Source organism: Pseudoxanthomonas jiangsuensis, from assembly GCF_010093185.1.
Classification (GTDB): domain Bacteria; phylum Pseudomonadota; class Gammaproteobacteria; order Xanthomonadales; family Xanthomonadaceae; genus Pseudoxanthomonas; species Pseudoxanthomonas jiangsuensis.
Window position 1 is genome coordinate 26,123 of sequence record NZ_PDWL01000003.1, and the last position, 14,939, is coordinate 41,061.

Genomic DNA, 14,939 nt, shown 5'->3' on the forward strand with positions numbered 1-14,939 from the left:
AGAAGACGCGTGCGTGCGGCCGGTCTCGGGCCACTGGCGCACGGCCGGCGCGATGCGGTTCCCGTGCCGGACCGGAAGGCGCTCATCCGCCGGCCAACTCCGCGCCGCGGCGGCGGGCGGCGGCCACCGCCTGCCCGACCAGGGCCTCGAAGCCGCCGGCCTGGAAGGTCTCGATCGCCGCCTGGGTGGTGCCGCCGGGCGAGGTCACCCGCCGGCGCAGTTCGGTCGCCGGCTCCTCGCTCTCGGCCAGCATCCGGCCGGCGCCGAGCAGGGTCTGCGAGACCAGGGTGCGGGCATCGGCGGCGGGCAGGCCCTCGGCCTCGGCCGCGGCCTGCATCGCCTCGGCCAGCAGGAACACGTAGGCCGGACCGCTGCCGGAGACCGCGGTGACCGCATCCATCAGTGCTTCGCGCTCGATCCACACGGTCTGCCCGGCGCTGGCCAGGACCGCGTCGGCGCGCTCCCGCCGTGCCGCGTCCACGCCGGCGCCGGCGAACAGGCCGGTGACCCCGGCGCCGAGCAGGGCGGGGGTGTTGGGCATGCAGCGCACCACCGGCACTTCGCCGCCCAGCCATTGCTGCAGGCGGGCGACGGTGACGCCGGCGGCGATCGACACCACCAGCGGCCGGGTCGCCTGCGCCTGCGGGGCCAGCGCTTCGCACACCGCCTGCATCACCTGCGGCTTGACCGCCAGCAGCCACAGGTCGGTGCCTTCCGCGGCCGCGGTGGCCTCGGCGAAGACCTGCACGCCGAAATCCCGGGCCAATGCCTGGCGCAGGACTTCGGCCGGCTCGGCCACGTGGATCGAGGCCGGGTCGGCGCCGCGCGCCACCAGCCCGCCGATCAGGCTGCGGGCCATGTTGCCGCCGCCGAGGAAGGCGATGCGGCCGGTGGCGGCAGAAGAGGGCAAAGCGGACATGAAGGGCCTCCGGATGAGGGGTCGCGCCAGTGTACGCGGCGCTCAGCGCGGCGGACGGGCGCCGAACAGGGCGGTGCCGATCCGCACAAGGGTAGCGCCCTCGGCCACCGCCACCGGGAAGTCGTCGCTCATGCCCATCGACAGGGTGTCCACGCCGGGATGCTGCGCGGCCAGCGCGTCGAACAGGGACCGCATCGCGCGGAAGGCCGGGCGGCGCGCTTCCGGGTCCTCGTGCGGCACCGGGATCGCCATCAGGCCGCGCAGGGCCAGCCCGGGCAGGGCGGCGATGCGCCCGGCGAGGTCCGGGACATCGACCGGGTCGCAGCCGGCCTTGCCGGCTTCGCCTTCCACGTTCACCTGGACCAGCACGTTCAGCGGCGCCCGCGCCGGGTCGCGGTGGCGGGCCAGGGCCTCGGCCACGCCGGGCCGGTCGACGCTCTGCACCCAGTCGAACACCTGCGCGGCGAGCGCGGCCTTGTTCGATTGCAGGTGGCCGATCAGGTGCCACTCCAGGGCCGCGTCCAGCGCCGGGTCCAGGGCCTGGCGCTTGGCCGCGGCCTCCTGCACGTAGTTCTCGCCGAAGGCGCGCTGGCCGGAGGCGGCCAGCGCGGCCACCGCCTCGGCCGGCTGCAGCTTGGACACGGCGAGCAGGGCGGGCGCTGGCCGTCCGGCGGCGGCGGCCGCGTTGTCAATGCGGTGCAGCACGTCCTGCAGGCGTCGTTCGGGAGCGGGCATCGAAGGCACGTAAGAACGGTGTAAGAGGCGGGATTGGCGGCGGCGGCCGGAGCGCTATACTGCCGCGAGGGGATGTACCGCACCAGTCCGCGCCCGGCGCGGACCACCAGGGGAATGCGCATGGATATCGCCGAGCTGCTGGCGTTCTCGGTCAAGAACAAGGCCTCCGACCTGCACCTGTCGGCCGGCCTGCCGCCGATGATCCGGGTCGACGGCGACGTCCGCCGGATCAACATCCCGGCGCTGGACCACAAGCAGGTCCACGCGCTGGTGTACGACATCATGTCGGACAAGCAGCGGCGCGACTACGAGGAGTTCCTCGAGGTCGACTTCTCGTTCGAGATCCCCTCGCTGGCCCGCTTCCGGGTCAACGCGTTCAACCAGAACCGCGGCGCCGGCGCGGTGTTCCGGACCATTCCCTCCGACGTGCTGTCGCTGGAGGACCTGGGCTGCCCGCCGATCTTCCGCGAGCTGATCGACCAGCCGCAGGGCCTGATCCTGGTCACCGGCCCGACCGGCTCGGGCAAGTCGACCACGCTGGCGGCGATGGTCGACCACATCAACAAGAACGAGTACGGGCACATCCTCACCGTCGAGGACCCGATCGAGTTCGTGCACACCTCGCAGAAGTGCCTGATCAACCAGCGCGAGGTCCACCGCGACACCCACGGCTTCAACGAGGCGCTGCGCTCGGCCCTGCGCGAGGACCCGGACTACATCCTGGTCGGCGAGTTGCGCGACCTGGAGACCATCCGCCTGGCGCTGACCGCCGCGGAGACCGGCCACCTGGTGTTCGGCACCCTGCACACCAGTTCGGCGGCCAAGACCATCGACCGCATCATCGACGTGTTCCCCGCCGGCGAGAAGCCGATGGTGCGCTCGATGCTGTCGGAGTCGCTGCGCGCGGTGATCTCGCAGGCGCTGCTGAAGAAGGTCGGCGGCGGCCGCACCGCGGCCTGGGAGATCATGGTCGGCACCCCGGCCATCCGCAACCTGATCCGCGAGGACAAGGTGGCGCAGATGTACTCGGCGATCCAGACCGGCCAGCAGTACGGCATGATGACCCTGGACCAGCACCTGCAGGACCTGGTCAAGCGCGGCCTGATCACCCGCAACCAGGCCAAGGAATACGCCAAGGACAAGCGCCTGTTCGAGTGACGCCGTGATCGGTGATTCGTGATTCGTGATTCGTGATTCGTAAAGGCCGAGGATTCTGATGCGGTGAGCGGGTGGCGTGGAGAAGGACGGCTTCTTCGAATCACCGATCACCAATCACGAATCACGGCTCCGCAGGAGCCCAAGATGAGCACCATCGACTTCACCTCGTTCCTCAAGCTGATGGCGCACCAGAAGGCGTCGGACCTGTTCATCACCGCGGGCATGCCGCCGGCGATGAAGGTCCACGGCAAGATCAGCCCGATCACCCAGACCCCGCTCACGCCGCAGCAGAGCCGCGACCTGGTGCTGAACGTGATGACCCCGGCGCAGCGCGAGGAGTTCGAGAAGACCCACGAGTGCAACTTCGCAATTGGTGTTGCCGGCGTGGGCCGCTTCCGCGTGTCCTGCTTCTACCAGCGCAACCAGGTAGGCATGGTCCTGCGCCGGATCGAGACCAAGATCCCCACGGTCGAGGAGCTGAACCTGCCGCCGGTGATCAAGACCCTGGCGATGACCAAGCGCGGGATCATCATCTTCGTCGGCGCCACCGGCACCGGCAAGTCGACCTCGCTGGCGGCGATGATCGGCTACCGCAACCAGAACTCGACCGGGCACATCATCACCATCGAGGACCCGATCGAGTTCGTGCACAAGCACGAGGGCTGCATCATCACCCAGCGCGAGGTCGGGATCGACACCGACTCCTGGGAGAACGCGCTGAAGAACACTCTGCGCCAGGCGCCCGACGTGATCATGATCGGCGAGGTCCGCACCCGCGAGGGCATGGACCACGCCATCGCCTTCGCCGAGACCGGCCACCTGGTGCTGTGCACCCTGCACGCCAACAATGCCAACCAGGCGATGGACCGGATCATCAACTTCTTCCCCGAGGATCGTCGCAGCCAGCTGCTGATGGACCTGTCGCTCAACCTCAAGGGCGTAGTCGCGCAGCAGCTGGTGCCGACCCCGGACGGCAAGGGCCGGCGGGTGGCGATGGAGATCCTGCTGGGCACGCCGCTGATCCAGGACTACATCCGCGACGGCGAGATCCACAAGCTCAAGGAAGTGATGAAGGAGTCCACCAACCTGGGCATGAAGACCTTCGACCAGAGCCTGTTCGAGCTGTACCAGGCCGGCGAGATCTCCTACGAGGACGCCCTGCGCTACGCCGATTCGCAGAACGAGGTGCGGTTGCGGATCAAGCTCTCCCAGGGCGGCGACGCCCGCACCCTGGCCCAGGGCCTGGACGGGGTGGAGATCGCCGAGACGCGCTGAGGTGGGGGATATCCGCGCCGCTTCCGGATCGAGGCCGCCCATGGGCGGCCTCGTCGTTTCCGGGTCCCGGGGGAAAGATCCCGATTAGGTTTCATGTGCAACTTGGTCGCCGGCTGGTGTCTAATACGCCGCCCGTCCCCATCCGCCCCTTCCCGTGACCCTTCCCGATTCCGACCTGCGGCCGGACCAGCACGCCCTGCCCGACGACGGCGCGGTCGTCACCGCCGGCCCGCTGACCCCGCCGCCCGATTCGGCCGGGACCCCGGCGGACGACCGGGCCTTCCACCATTCGCTGGCCGAGGACGTGCAGGGCATGGTCCTGGCCACGCTGGTAGCCTCGCTGGGGCTGGCGGTGTTCGCCCAGGGCGGGATCATGATCGGCGGCATGGCGGGGGTCTCGTTCCTGCTGCACTACGGCCTGGGCTGGAACTTCGGCCTGGTGTTCGTGCTGGCGAACCTGCCGTTCTACTGGATCGCGGTGCGGCGGATGGGCTGGGAATTCACCCTGAAGACCTTCGCCGCGGTCGGCGCCTGCGGCCTGCTCACCGACCTTTTGCCGCGCTGGGCCGGCTACGCCTACATGGATACCGCGTACTCGGCCCTGGTCGGCGGTTCGCTGTGCGGCCTGGCCATCCTGTTCTTCATCCGCCACCGCGCCAGCCTGGGCGGGGTCGGCATCCTGGCGGTGTATCTGCAGCGCGAGCGCGGGATCAGCGCGGGCAAGGTGCAGCTGGCGTTCGACACGGTGCTGATGATGGCGGCGTTCTTCGTTTTGTCGCCGTCCAAGGTGCTGTACTCGGCGCTGGGGTCGCTGGTGCTGAGCCTGGTGCTGATGTTCAACCACCGACCGAACCGCTACATGGGCGTGTGACCCGGGGCCGGCGCTGGCGGCGCCGCGCTAGAATGCGCGCATGCCCGCGCCTGCCGACACTCTTTCCAACCAGCTGCTGATCGCGCTGCCGGCCCTGGCCGATCCCAACTTCGCCCGGACCGTGGCCCTGATCTGCCAGCACGACGAGCAGGGCGCGATGGGCGTGGTGGTCAACCGCGCCTCCGAGTACACCCTGGGCCAGGTGCTCTCGCAGATGGGCATCGGCAGCGAGGACGAGGCGCTGTGCGCGCAGGCGGTGCTGCACGGCGGCCCGGTCCACCAGGAGCGCGGCTTCGTCCTGCACGACGGCGGGCGCGAATGGGATTCCAGCCTGCAGGTGGCCGACAGCCTGTACCTGACCACCTCGCGCGACATCCTCGAGGCGATGGCCGCCGGCGAGGGCCCGGCCCATGCCGTGGTCGCCCTGGGCTGCGCCGGCTGGGGTGCCGGACAGCTGGAATTCGAGCTGGGCGAGAACACCTGGCTGACCGCGCCGCCGGACCCGGAGCTGCTGTTCGCGTTGCCGCTGGAACAGCGCTGGCAGCGCGCCGCCGGCCGCATCGGCCTGGACGACCTGTTCCGCCTGACCGACTACAGCGGGCATGCCTGAGTCCGCCGCGCCGCCGTCCGCGTTACCGCCGGCCGATGCGATCGTGCTCGGCTTCGACGTTGGCTCGCGGCGGATCGGGGTGGCGGTGGGCAGCGCCTTCGGCGGCGCGCGCGCGATCGCGGTGGTGGACGTGCACGGCGCCGGCCCGGACTGGAACGCGCTCGAGCGCCTGCACCGCGAATGGCGCCCGCGCGGCCTGGTGGTCGGCGACCCGATGACCCTGGAGGGCGAGGACCAGCCCGCGCGCCGGCGCGCGCGCGCCTTCGCCCACGAACTTCGCGCGCGCTGGGCCCTGCCGGTGGCGATGGTCGACGAGCGCTCCAGCTCGGTCGAGGCCGCGCAGCGCTTCGCCCGCGAGCGCGCCGCCGGCAACCGCCGCCGCCGCGACGCCGAGGCGCTGGACGCCGCCGCCGCCGCGGTGATCATCGAGCGCTGGCTGGCCGCACCGGGGGAGGCCACGCCCCTGTAGGCGCCGGTCCTGCGGGCGACCGCCCCGCCATCCGCCCGGCCCGGCCCGCAGTGCCGTTCGCAACCGACATTCGCCCACGCGCAAACGCTCATCCCGCCCTTGCCGCCGCAAGCCGGCCCCAACGAAGACGCCCATCCGCCATGACGCCCCAACTCGATTCCGACGGCCGCCTCCGCCACCTGCTGACCCTCGAGGGCCTGCCGCGCACGACCATGCTGCAGCTGCTCGACCGCGCCGGGCAGATCCGCGACGCGGCGGTGGGCCGGGTCGGCAAGCGCACGGTGCTGGCCGGCACCGCGGTGTGCACCCTGTTCTTCGAGCCGTCCACCCGCACCCGCAGCTCGTTCCAGCTGGCGGCGCAGAGGCTGGGCGCGGACGTGCTCAACTTCGACGCCTCGACCTCGTCCACCCGCAAGGGCGAGACCGCGCGCGACACCCTCAAGAACCTGGAGGCGATGGGCGTGCGCGGTTTCGTCGTGCGCCATCCGGACGACGGCGCGGTCCAGGCCCTGGCCGACGCGGCGGGCGAGGGCACCGCCCTGGTCAACGCCGGCGACGGCCGCAGCGCGCACCCGACCCAGGGCCTGCTGGACATGCTGACCCTGCGCCAGGCCAAGGGCAGCGACTTCTCGAAGCTGAAGGTGCTGATCGTCGGCGACGTGAAGCATTCGCGGGTGGCGCGCTCGGACCTGCACGCGCTGCGCGCGCTGGGCGCCGGCGAGGTCCGGGTGTGCGGCCCGGCCTCGTTGCTGCCGGACGCGGAGACCACGGCCGGCTGCATGGTCGGCGACGATTTCGACGCGATGCTCGAGGGCGTGGACGCGGTGATGATGCTGCGCCTGCAGCGCGAGCGGATGGAGGAAGGGCTGGTGCCTTCGCTGGAGGACTACCACGCCCGCTACGGTCTGACGGCGCAGCGCCTGCGACGCGCGGCGGCCGACGCGGCGGTGCTGCATCCGGGCCCGATCAACCGCGGGGTGGAGATCACCGACGAGGTCGCCGACGGCCCGCAGTCCTGGGTGCTGCGCCAGGTCGCCAACGGCGTGGCGGTGCGCATGGCGGTGCTGGAGCATCTGCTCGGTTGAGGCAGTGCTCCAGGCCGCTCCACCTTGGTTCACTCGACCGCGATCACCGCCGTAGCGCCCGCCGTACCGGTGGACGTGACCGCGCGTGCCGATTCGACCAGGCCCAGGAACTCCCGGCGCAGGCCCCAGCGGTCGTCGCCCAGCGCGCCGCGGGCGGTGGCCGAGACCTCGCTCCAGGTCCAGCCCTCGACGTTGTGGCCGCCGCGCAGGAGGTCGGCGTAGCCGGCCACCGCGGCGGCGAAGCGCAGGGGCTCGCTGGCCTGCGGCCGCAGGGAGGAACGCAGCACCGGCGTCTGCAGCAGGCGGCTGTTCGCCTGGCCGGGCAGCTTGTAGCGCAGGCGCAGGTGGGCAAGTTCGCCCGCGGCCGCTCCGCCGGCGGCAGGCGCGGCGCCGTAGCGCAGCGGCGGCAGGCGCTCGCCGCCGGAGCCGGCCAGCGTGAGCTCGTACAGCGCGGTCACCTGGTGGCCGGCGCCGATGTCGCCGGCGTCGACCCGGTCGTTGCCGAAGTCCTCGCGCGCCAGCAGCCGGTTCTCGTAGCCGATCAGGCGGTACTCGGACACCACCGCCGGGTTGAACTCGATCTGCACCTTGACGTCGTTGGCGATGGTCAGCAGGGTGGCCTGCATCTGCTCGACCAGCACCTTGCGCGCCTCCTCCGGGGTGTCGATGTAGGCGTGGCTGCCGTCGCCGGCATCGGCCAGGCGCTCGGCCATGGCGTCGTTGTAGTTGCCCTGGCCGAAGCCGAGGGTGGACAGCGCGATCCCGGTGCGGCGCTGGTCGGCGACCAGGGTCTCCAGCGCGCCCTGGTCGACGGTGCCGACGTTGAAGTCGCCGTCGGTAGCCAGCAGGATCCGGTTGACCCCGCCCTCGACGAAGCCCTGGCGGGCCACCGAATAGGCCAAGCGGATGCCGTCGCCGCCGTTGGTGCTGCCGCCGGCCTCCAGCCTTGCCAGCGCGGCCAGGATCTCCTCGTGGCGGTCGCCCGGGGTCGGCGCCAGGACCAGCCCGGCCGAGCCGGCGTAGACCACGATCGAGACCCGGTCCTGGGCGCGCAACTGCGGCACCAGCGCCGAGAACGCCTGCTTGAGCAAGGGCAGCTTGTCCGCCGACTGCATCGAGCCGGAGGTGTCGACCAGCAGCACCAGGTTGGCCGGCGGCAGCTGCGCCTTGGCCACGTCGTAGCCCTTGATCCCGACCATCAGCAGCTGCCGCTTCGGGTTCCAGGGCGCCGGCGCCAGTTCGGTGCTGACCCGGAACGGCACGTCGCGGCCGGCCGGGGCCGGATGGCCGTAGTCGAAGTAGTTGAGGAACTCCTCCACCCGCACCGCATCGGCCGGCGGCCGCACGCCATCGCGCAGCATCCGCCGCACGTTGGCGTAGCTGCCGGTGTCCACGTCGATGGAGAAGGTCGACACCGGCTGCTCGGCGGCGCGCTGCACCGGGTTGTCGTCGCGGGCCTGGTAGCGCTCGGTGTTGGCCGCCTGGGCGACGGGTTGCGGCATCGGTGCCAGCGCGCGGTACAGCGCCTGCGGCGCGGCCGCTACCGGCGCAGGCGGCGCGGGTGGAGTGAAGGCGGCCGCGTCGGCCTGGCGGGTGCGGGACGATTCCTCGAGCGCGATGCCCATCGATCCGGCCTCGGCCTCGGCCTTGCGGATGGCCTGGCCGGCGTCATCGGCCGGTGGCAGCGAGCGGCAGGCGGCCAGCGACAGGGCCAGCAGCACGCCGGTGGACAGGGCGGTCAGGGCGATGGAGCGGTACGGCAGGGACGTGCGCATGTCGGGACTCCCGGGTTGGACGGGAGATCGAACGCGCGGTCCGGGCGCATGGGGTTAAGGCGGCGCCGTCAGGCCACCATCGGCTGGAAATCGATCCCCAGCCCGGGCATGCCTTCCTTCTCGCCGAGCAGATCGGCCCGCAGCAGGGGCCGGGTCTCCACCCAGTCGCGCTGCAGAACCAGCTGCAGCCGGTTGCCGCTGGCGGACAGCTCCAGCATCGGGATCTCGTCGCTGTCGTGGGCGCGGTGCAGCAGCACCGCCAGCCGCAACAGCGCGGCCTTGCGCCGGGCCGGCAGCAGAAGGCGGTCGGGCAGGGCGTCGAACGCGCTCTTGGGCACGCCGCGGCGGTGGGTACGCACCAGCGCCGCCAGCACCTGCTGCTCCTGGCGCGAGAAGCCGGCGATGTCCGAGTGCTCCAGCACGTAGGCGCCGTGGACGTGGTACTGGCTGTGGGCGATGGCCAGGCCCAGCTCGTGCACCCGCGCGGCCCAGCCGAGCATGCGCGCGTCGTCGTCGTCCAGGTCCCAGGCCTCGGCCACCTGGTCGAGCAGGTGCAGGGCGGTGCTTTCCACCCGCGCCGCCTGCAGGGCGTCGATCGCGTAGCGGGTGACCAGGGCCTGGATCGAGGTGTCGCGCGGGTCGGAGGCGCCGCCGCGGCCGAGCATGTCGTAGAGGATGCCTTCGCGCATGGCCGCCTTGCTCACCAGCAGTTTCTGCAGGCCCAGGGCCTGGAACGCGGCCTCCAGCACCAGCACCCCGCCGGCGATGATCGGGCGGCGGTCGCCGGACAGGCCGGGCAGGTCGATCTGCTCGATGCTGTCGGCCTGGAGCAGGCGCTCGCGCACCTGCGGCAGGGCCTCGGCGGTGATCGCGCCCTTGGTCAGCTTCATCGCTGCGCAGATCTCGCCGATCGACTTGTGGGTGCCGGAGGAACCCAGCGCCTCGTGCCAGCCCAGCGCGCGGTACAGCCCGGCGAACTGCTGGAACTCGGCGCTGATCTCGGTCAGCGCGTCCTTCCACTTCTTCTTCGACAGCTTGCCGCTGGGGAAGAACCGCCGGGTGCTGGCAATGCAACCGGCCTGCAGGCTCTCGCGCTCGATCGGCTCGAAGCCGCGGCCGATGATGAACTCGGTCGAGCCGCCGCCGATGTCGATCACCAGCCTCTGCTGGCCCGGCTTGGGCGGCTGCGCGTGGGCCACCCCAAGGTAGATCAGGCGCGCCTCCTCGCGGCCGGAGACGACCTCGATCGGATGGCCCAGCACCGCCTCGGCCGCGGCCAGGAACGCCTGCGGCTCGCGCAGCTGGCGCACGGTGTTGGTCGCCAGGGCGCGCACGTGCAGGCCGCGCACCCCGCGCAGGCGCTGGCCGAAGCGGGCCAGGCAGTCCAGCGCGCGCTGCAGGGCCGCCTGCGACAACCCGCCCTGGCCGTCCAGGCCGTCGGCCATGCGCACGGTCTCGCGCAGGCGGTCGACCACACGCAACTGGCCCAGCATGTGCTGGGCCAGGATCATGTGGAAGCTGTTGGAACCCAGGTCGATCGCGGCGAGGGTGTCGCCGTCCTGGACCTGGGGGCGGCTGGAGGAGAGGGTGTTCGGCATGCGGCGAATCTTAGCGGATGACCGCCGCCCGGCCGTCCAGGTCCCGGCTCACAGCGCGTCCAGCAAGGCCTGCTGCGCCGAGTAGGGTGCCTGGTCGGGCTCCGGCGCGCACTTGTAGTAGCGGCCGTCGGCGCCCAGCTCCCAGGCGTTGAGGTTGTCGGCCAGGTAGTTCTGCAGGGCCTCGCGCTGGACCCGTTCGACCAGGGCCGGGTCCAGGATCGGGAAGCAGGTCTCCACCCGGCGCAGCAGGTTGCGCTCCAGCCAGTCGGCGCTGGCGCCGTACAGTTCCGGCCGGCCGTCGTTGCCGAACCAGTACACCCGGCTGTGCTCGAGGAAACGGCCGACGATCGAGCGCACCCGGATGTTGTCCGAGATCCCGGGGATGCCCGGGCGCAGGGTGCAGGCGCCGCGCACGATCAGGTCGATCGACACCCCGGCCTGCGAGGCGCGGTACAGCGCGTGCACCACCTGCGGCTCGTTGAGCGCGTTCATCTTGGCGATGATCCGTCCTGCACGGCCGCTGGCGGCGATCCGGGTCTCGCGCTCGATCCGGTCCAGGATCCCGCTGTGCAGGGTGAACGGCGACTGCAGAAGGCGCTTGAGCCGCATCGACGGCGCCAGCCCGGACAGCTGCTGGAACAGCAGGTGGACGTCGTTGCCGATGTCCGGGTCGGCGGTGATCAGGCTCAGGTCGGTGTAGGCGCGGGCGGTGCCGGAGTGGTAGTTGCCGGTGCCCATGTGCACGTAGCGGCGCAGGCGGCGGCCCTCGCGGCGCACGATCAGCAGCATCTTGGCGTGGGTCTTGAAGCCGACCACGCCGTACACCACCTGCACCCCGGCTTCCTGCAGGCGGTCGGCGAAGGCCAGGTTGGCCTCCTCGTCGAAGCGCGCGCGCAGCTCGACCACCGCGGTCACGTCCTTGCCGTTGCGCGCGGCCTGGACCAGGGCCTCGACGATCGCCGAGTCCTTGCCGGTGCGGTACAGGGTCTGCTTGATCGCCAGCACGTCCGGGTCGGCTGCGGCCTGGCTGAGCAGCTCCAGCACGCCCGAGAACGAGTCGAACGGATGGTGCAGCAGCACGTCGCCGCGGGTCACGATCTTGAAGACGTTCTCGTCCTCCAGCCGGTTGCGCGGGGTGAACGGCGGGTATTTCAGCTCCGGGCGCTGGACCAGGTCGTGGACCTGGATCACCCGGTTGAGGTTGACCGGGCCGTCGATGTAGTAGACCGCGTTCTCGCCCAGCTCGAAGTTCTGCAACAGGGTGCGCACGATCGGCTTGGGACAGTCGTGGGCGATCTCCAGGCGCACCGCGGGGCGGTAGCCGCGGCCGACCAGCTCGGTGCGCAGGGCCGAGGCCAGGTTCTCGACCTCGTCCTCGTCCACGATCAGTTCGGAATTGCGGGTGACCCGGAACTGGTAGGCGCCGCGCACGGTCATGCCCGGGAACAGCTCGTCCACGAACGCGGCCAGCATCGAGGACAGCAGCACGAAGGCCTGCTCGCCCTTGCCGCGCAGCCCCGGCGGCAGCTCGACGATGCGGCTGAGCGAGCGCGGCGCGCGCACGATGGCCATGTGCCCGGGGCGGCCGAACGCGTCCATGCCCTCCAGCACCACCGCCACGTTCAGCGACTTGTTGAGGATCCGGGGGAACGGATGCGAGGGATCCAGGCCCAGCGGCGACAGCACCGGCATGACCTTGTTGCGGAAATAGGCGCGCAGCCAGCGCCGCTGGCGCTTGTCCCAGCTGTTGCGGCCGAGGATCCGTACTCCCGATTCGGCCAGCGCCGGGCGCAGGACCTGGTTCCAGCACTCGTACTGGGCCTGGACCAGGCCGGCGGCGCGGTCGTGGATGGCGTCGAGCAGCGCCGCCGGCGCGATCCCGTCCGGCGCGGCCGGCAGGCCGAAGTCCACCGCGTGGCGCACGGTGGCGGCGCGGATCTCGAAGAACTCGTCCAGGTTGGTGCAGGAGATGCACAGGAAGCGCAGCCGCTCCAGCAGGGGCACCTGCGGGTCCAAAGCCTGGGCCAGCACCCGGAAGTTGAAGTCCAGCTGCGACAGCTCGCGGTTGAGGTACAGCGCCGGATCGCGCAGGGCGTCGTCGGCGTCGTGTTCGGGCGCGGCCGGGGGCGGGCCGGGGAGCAGGCGGTCGGTGTCCATGGCGTTCGCGGTGCGGGGTCGGGACGTTCGGGGCATGGCCTGCACGGAAGGGTCAGGAGGAGAAGGAAGGCGCAGGCCCGGGGCCTGGCCTGCGTGGGCTGCGATCGTTCATGGTGCGTCCGCCGCCGCTGCGGCGGCGCCTTCGCCCTCGTGCCGGGGCAGCGCCCGTTCCGGGCCGAAGTGCGCGGCGAACACGCTGCCCTGGCCGACCGTGCTCTCGATCGACAGCCGCGCCTGGTGCAGGCCGAGCACGTGCTTGACGATCGACAAGCCCAGTCCGGTGCCGCCGCTCTCGCGCGAGCGGCTGGATGAGACCCGGTAGAAGCGCTCGGTCAGGCGCGGGATGTGCGATTCGGGGATGCCGTAGCCGGTGTCGCGCACCGCCAGGACCACGCCGCCGCCGGCCTCGCGCGCCAGGCGTACCTCGACCGTGCCGCCGGCCGGGGTGTAGCGCACCGCGTTGATCACCAGGTTGGAGAAGGCGCTGTGCAGTTCCTTGGACGAGCCGAGCAGGTCGCAGCCGGCCTCGTCGTGCACCTCGATCCGGTGCCGGCCCTGGCTGAAGGCCTCGGCCTCGCGGCGCAGGGTGGCCAGCAGGGGCGCCATCGCGATCGGCTCCTCCGGCAGGCTGTCGCGCGATTCCAGCCGCGACAGGGTCAGCAGGTCCTCCACCAGCTGGGTCATGCGCTGGGACTGCTTGCGCATCTCGGCCAGCATCGGTTCCCACTCGGGGAAGTCGGCCGGCTCGAGCATGTCCAGGTAGCCGTGGACCACGGTCAGCGGCGTGCGCAGCTCGTGCGAGACGTTGGCGACGAAGTCGCGGCGCACCTGCTCCAGGCGCAGCAGCTTGCTGACGTCGCGCGCCACCAGCAGCCAGTAGTCCTCCGAGTAGGGGATCAGGCGCAGGTTCAGGCGCAGGCGCTCGTCCGCCGGCGCCGGCGCGTCGAGGATCGGCTCGGCGTTGCGCCCGGCGGCCAGCCAGCGCGCCAGCGGCAGGGGCTGCAGGCGCTCGGACACGGGGGCGTTGAGGTCGCGCGGATGGACCAGGCCGAGCAGGTCGGTGGCGGCCTTGTTGAACCAGAGGATGCGCTGGGTGTTGCGGTCCACCACCACCACCGCGTCGGGCAGCGCGGCGGCGGCGGCGCGGTATGCGCGCAGCATGTCCAGCAGCCGGCGCTTGCGCGCGCGCATCTCGGTCTGGCTGCGGTGGAGCAGGCGGTCCAGCTCGTTCCAGGCGCCGTGGCCGCGGCCGGGCTCCCAGCGCTGGCGCACGGTCAGGCCAAGCAGGACCCGGCGCAGCCGCCAGTAGTGCCAGGCCAGCACGCCCAGCGCCGCCAGCGCCAGGACCGCGCCGACCTGGCCGATGACCAGCCCGAACACGGTCGCTGCGGCCAGCACCAGCAGCAGAACCGCCAAGGTCCGGCGCCAGGCCGCGCGCAGGTGCGGCGGCATCCGCGCCGGCGCGGGCAGCTCTTCGCGTGTGGCGGGTTCGCGTGCGCTCGGGCGCGGGGCGTGGGTACGGGCGTCCATTCCGTTTCGCCGCGCCGCGCCCTCAGGCCGCCGCGGAGAAGCGGTAGCCGGCGCCGCGCACGGTCTGGACCATGCCGTCCACGGCGAACGGCTCCAGGGTCTTGCGCAGGCGGCGGATGTGCACGTCGATCGTGCGCTCCTCCACGTACACGCTGCCGCCCCAGACGTGGTCGAGCAACTGGGCGCGGCTGTAGACCCGGTCGGGATGGGTCATGAAGAAATGCAGCAGGCGGTATTCGGTCGGGCCGATCGGCACCGCCGCGTCGCCGGCGAACACCCGGTGGGCGGCGCCGTCGATCCGCAGGGGGCCCACAGCCACGCTGCCGTCCTCGTCGTCCTCGCGCGAGCGGCGCATCACCGCGCGGATCCGCGCCAGCAGCTCGCGCGCCGAGAACGGCTTGACCACGTAGTCGTCCACGCCCGCTTCCAGGCCGCCGACCCGGTCGTTCTCCTCGCCGCGGGCGGTGAGCATGATGATCGGCACCTCGCGGGTCAGCGCCTCGCGACGCCAGCGCCGGGCCAGCTCCAGGCCGCTGGTGCCGGGCAGCATCCAGTCCAGCAGGATCAGGTCGGGGACCCGGTCGGCAATCGCCGCCTGGGCCTCGCGGGCGTCGCCGGCGTGCACCGGCGCATAGTCGCCCTTGCGCAGGGCGAAGGCGACCATGTCGCGGATCGCGGGTTCGTCGTCGACGATGAGGATCTGCTTCTGCACGGTTCGGGCCGGCTCTGCCTGGGTCGCCGGCAATTAGACTACCGC

At 71.7% G+C, this 14,939-nt stretch carries 13 protein-coding genes; 6 read left to right on the forward strand and 7 right to left on the reverse strand.

The window, feature by feature from the left end; all coding sequences use genetic code 11:
- Positions 1-82 precede the first annotated feature (82 nt).
- Together proC and CSC62_RS02630 are read right to left on the reverse strand one after the other, a co-directional pair.
- Positions 83-919 carry a pyrroline-5-carboxylate reductase gene (gene proC / locus CSC62_RS02625; RefSeq protein ID WP_162404626.1) on the reverse strand — a complete coding sequence of 279 codons (837 nt, stop codon included), beginning with the start codon at positions 917-919 and terminating at the stop codon, positions 83-85.
- Positions 920-961: 42 nt separating this feature from the next.
- Entirely contained in the window at positions 962-1,654 is a 693-nt protein-coding gene (locus tag CSC62_RS02630; protein ID WP_162404627.1) for a YggS family pyridoxal phosphate-dependent enzyme, read from the reverse strand.
- 120 nt (positions 1,655-1,774) lie between these two features.
- On the opposite strand from CSC62_RS02630, the gene CSC62_RS02635 reads away from it, so the two are divergent.
- The 6 genes from CSC62_RS02635 to CSC62_RS02660 all read left to right on the forward strand — a co-directional run bounded on the left by CSC62_RS02635 (position 1,775) and on the right by CSC62_RS02660 (position 7,122).
- Positions 1,775-2,812 carry a type IV pilus twitching motility protein PilT gene (locus tag CSC62_RS02635; RefSeq protein ID WP_162404628.1) on the forward strand — a complete coding sequence of 346 codons (1,038 nt, stop codon included), beginning with the start codon at positions 1,775-1,777 and terminating at the stop codon, positions 2,810-2,812.
- A gap of 144 nt (positions 2,813-2,956) precedes the next feature.
- The gene (locus tag CSC62_RS02640; protein ID WP_162404629.1) at positions 2,957-4,087 is read left to right on the forward strand and encodes a PilT/PilU family type 4a pilus ATPase; all 1,131 of its coding nucleotides are present in this window, start codon (positions 2,957-2,959) and stop codon (positions 4,085-4,087) included.
- 196 nt (positions 4,088-4,283) lie between these two features.
- Positions 4,284-4,958: a YitT family protein gene (locus CSC62_RS02645; RefSeq protein ID WP_162404790.1), complete on the forward strand. Its 675-nt coding sequence runs from the start codon at positions 4,284-4,286 to the stop codon at positions 4,956-4,958.
- Positions 4,959-4,998: 40 nt separating this feature from the next.
- On the forward strand, positions 4,999-5,568 hold the full coding sequence (locus CSC62_RS02650; RefSeq protein ID WP_162404630.1) for a YqgE/AlgH family protein: 570 nt from the start codon (positions 4,999-5,001) through the stop codon (positions 5,566-5,568).
- Positions 5,561-6,037 (forward strand): Holliday junction resolvase RuvX, encoded by a 477-nt coding sequence (ruvX, locus tag CSC62_RS02655; RefSeq protein WP_162404631.1) that lies wholly within the window; start codon positions 5,561-5,563, stop codon positions 6,035-6,037. The genes CSC62_RS02650 and ruvX overlap by 8 nt, the downstream gene beginning before the upstream one ends.
- Before the next feature lie 140 nt (positions 6,038-6,177).
- On the forward strand, positions 6,178-7,122 hold the full coding sequence (locus tag CSC62_RS02660) for an aspartate carbamoyltransferase catalytic subunit (RefSeq protein WP_162404632.1): 945 nt from the start codon (positions 6,178-6,180) through the stop codon (positions 7,120-7,122).
- 29 nt (positions 7,123-7,151) lie between these two features.
- On the opposite strand, the gene CSC62_RS02665 is transcribed toward CSC62_RS02660, so the two are convergent.
- The 5 genes from CSC62_RS02665 to phoB form a co-directional block, all read right to left on the reverse strand.
- Complete coding sequence (locus tag CSC62_RS02665; protein WP_162404633.1) at positions 7,152-8,897, reverse strand: vWA domain-containing protein; 1,746 nt, start codon at positions 8,895-8,897, stop codon at positions 7,152-7,154.
- Between the two features lie 68 nt (positions 8,898-8,965).
- On the reverse strand, positions 8,966-10,495 hold the full coding sequence (gene ppx, locus CSC62_RS02670) for an exopolyphosphatase (protein ID WP_162404634.1): 1,530 nt from the start codon (positions 10,493-10,495) through the stop codon (positions 8,966-8,968).
- Positions 10,496-10,543: 48 nt separating this feature from the next.
- The gene (gene ppk1 / locus CSC62_RS02675) at positions 10,544-12,652 is read right to left on the reverse strand and encodes a polyphosphate kinase 1 (RefSeq protein ID WP_162404635.1); all 2,109 of its coding nucleotides are present in this window, start codon (positions 12,650-12,652) and stop codon (positions 10,544-10,546) included.
- A 108-nt stretch (positions 12,653-12,760) separates the two neighbouring features.
- Positions 12,761-14,104 (reverse strand): phosphate regulon sensor histidine kinase PhoR, encoded by a 1,344-nt coding sequence (gene phoR / locus CSC62_RS02680; RefSeq protein WP_162404791.1) that lies wholly within the window; start codon positions 14,102-14,104, stop codon positions 12,761-12,763.
- A gap of 100 nt (positions 14,105-14,204) precedes the next feature.
- Positions 14,205-14,894 carry a phosphate regulon transcriptional regulator PhoB gene (phoB, locus tag CSC62_RS02685; protein ID WP_162404636.1) on the reverse strand — a complete coding sequence of 230 codons (690 nt, stop codon included), beginning with the start codon at positions 14,892-14,894 and terminating at the stop codon, positions 14,205-14,207.
- Positions 14,895-14,939 lie beyond the last annotated feature (45 nt).

Coding starts and splice junctions, on each gene's coding strand:
- proC (WP_162404626.1), bottom strand. CDS start 919: ATGTCCGCTTTGCCCTCTTCTGCCGCCACCGGCCGCATCGCCTTCCTC.
- CSC62_RS02630 (WP_162404627.1), bottom strand. CDS start 1,654: ATGCCCGCTCCCGAACGACGCCTGCAGGACGTGCTGCACCGCATTGAC.
- CSC62_RS02635 (WP_162404628.1), top strand. CDS start 1,775: ATGGATATCGCCGAGCTGCTGGCGTTCTCGGTCAAGAACAAGGCCTCC.
- CSC62_RS02640 (WP_162404629.1), top strand. CDS start 2,957: ATGAGCACCATCGACTTCACCTCGTTCCTCAAGCTGATGGCGCACCAG.
- CSC62_RS02650 (WP_162404630.1), top strand. CDS start 4,999: ATGCCCGCGCCTGCCGACACTCTTTCCAACCAGCTGCTGATCGCGCTG.
- ruvX (WP_162404631.1), top strand. CDS start 5,561: ATGCCTGAGTCCGCCGCGCCGCCGTCCGCGTTACCGCCGGCCGATGCG.
- CSC62_RS02660 (WP_162404632.1), top strand. CDS start 6,178: ATGACGCCCCAACTCGATTCCGACGGCCGCCTCCGCCACCTGCTGACC.
- CSC62_RS02665 (WP_162404633.1), bottom strand. CDS start 8,897: ATGCGCACGTCCCTGCCGTACCGCTCCATCGCCCTGACCGCCCTGTCC.
- ppx (WP_162404634.1), bottom strand. CDS start 10,495: ATGCCGAACACCCTCTCCTCCAGCCGCCCCCAGGTCCAGGACGGCGAC.
- ppk1 (WP_162404635.1), bottom strand. CDS start 12,652: ATGGACACCGACCGCCTGCTCCCCGGCCCGCCCCCGGCCGCGCCCGAA.
- phoR (WP_162404791.1), bottom strand. CDS start 14,104: ATGCCGCCGCACCTGCGCGCGGCCTGGCGCCGGACCTTGGCGGTTCTG.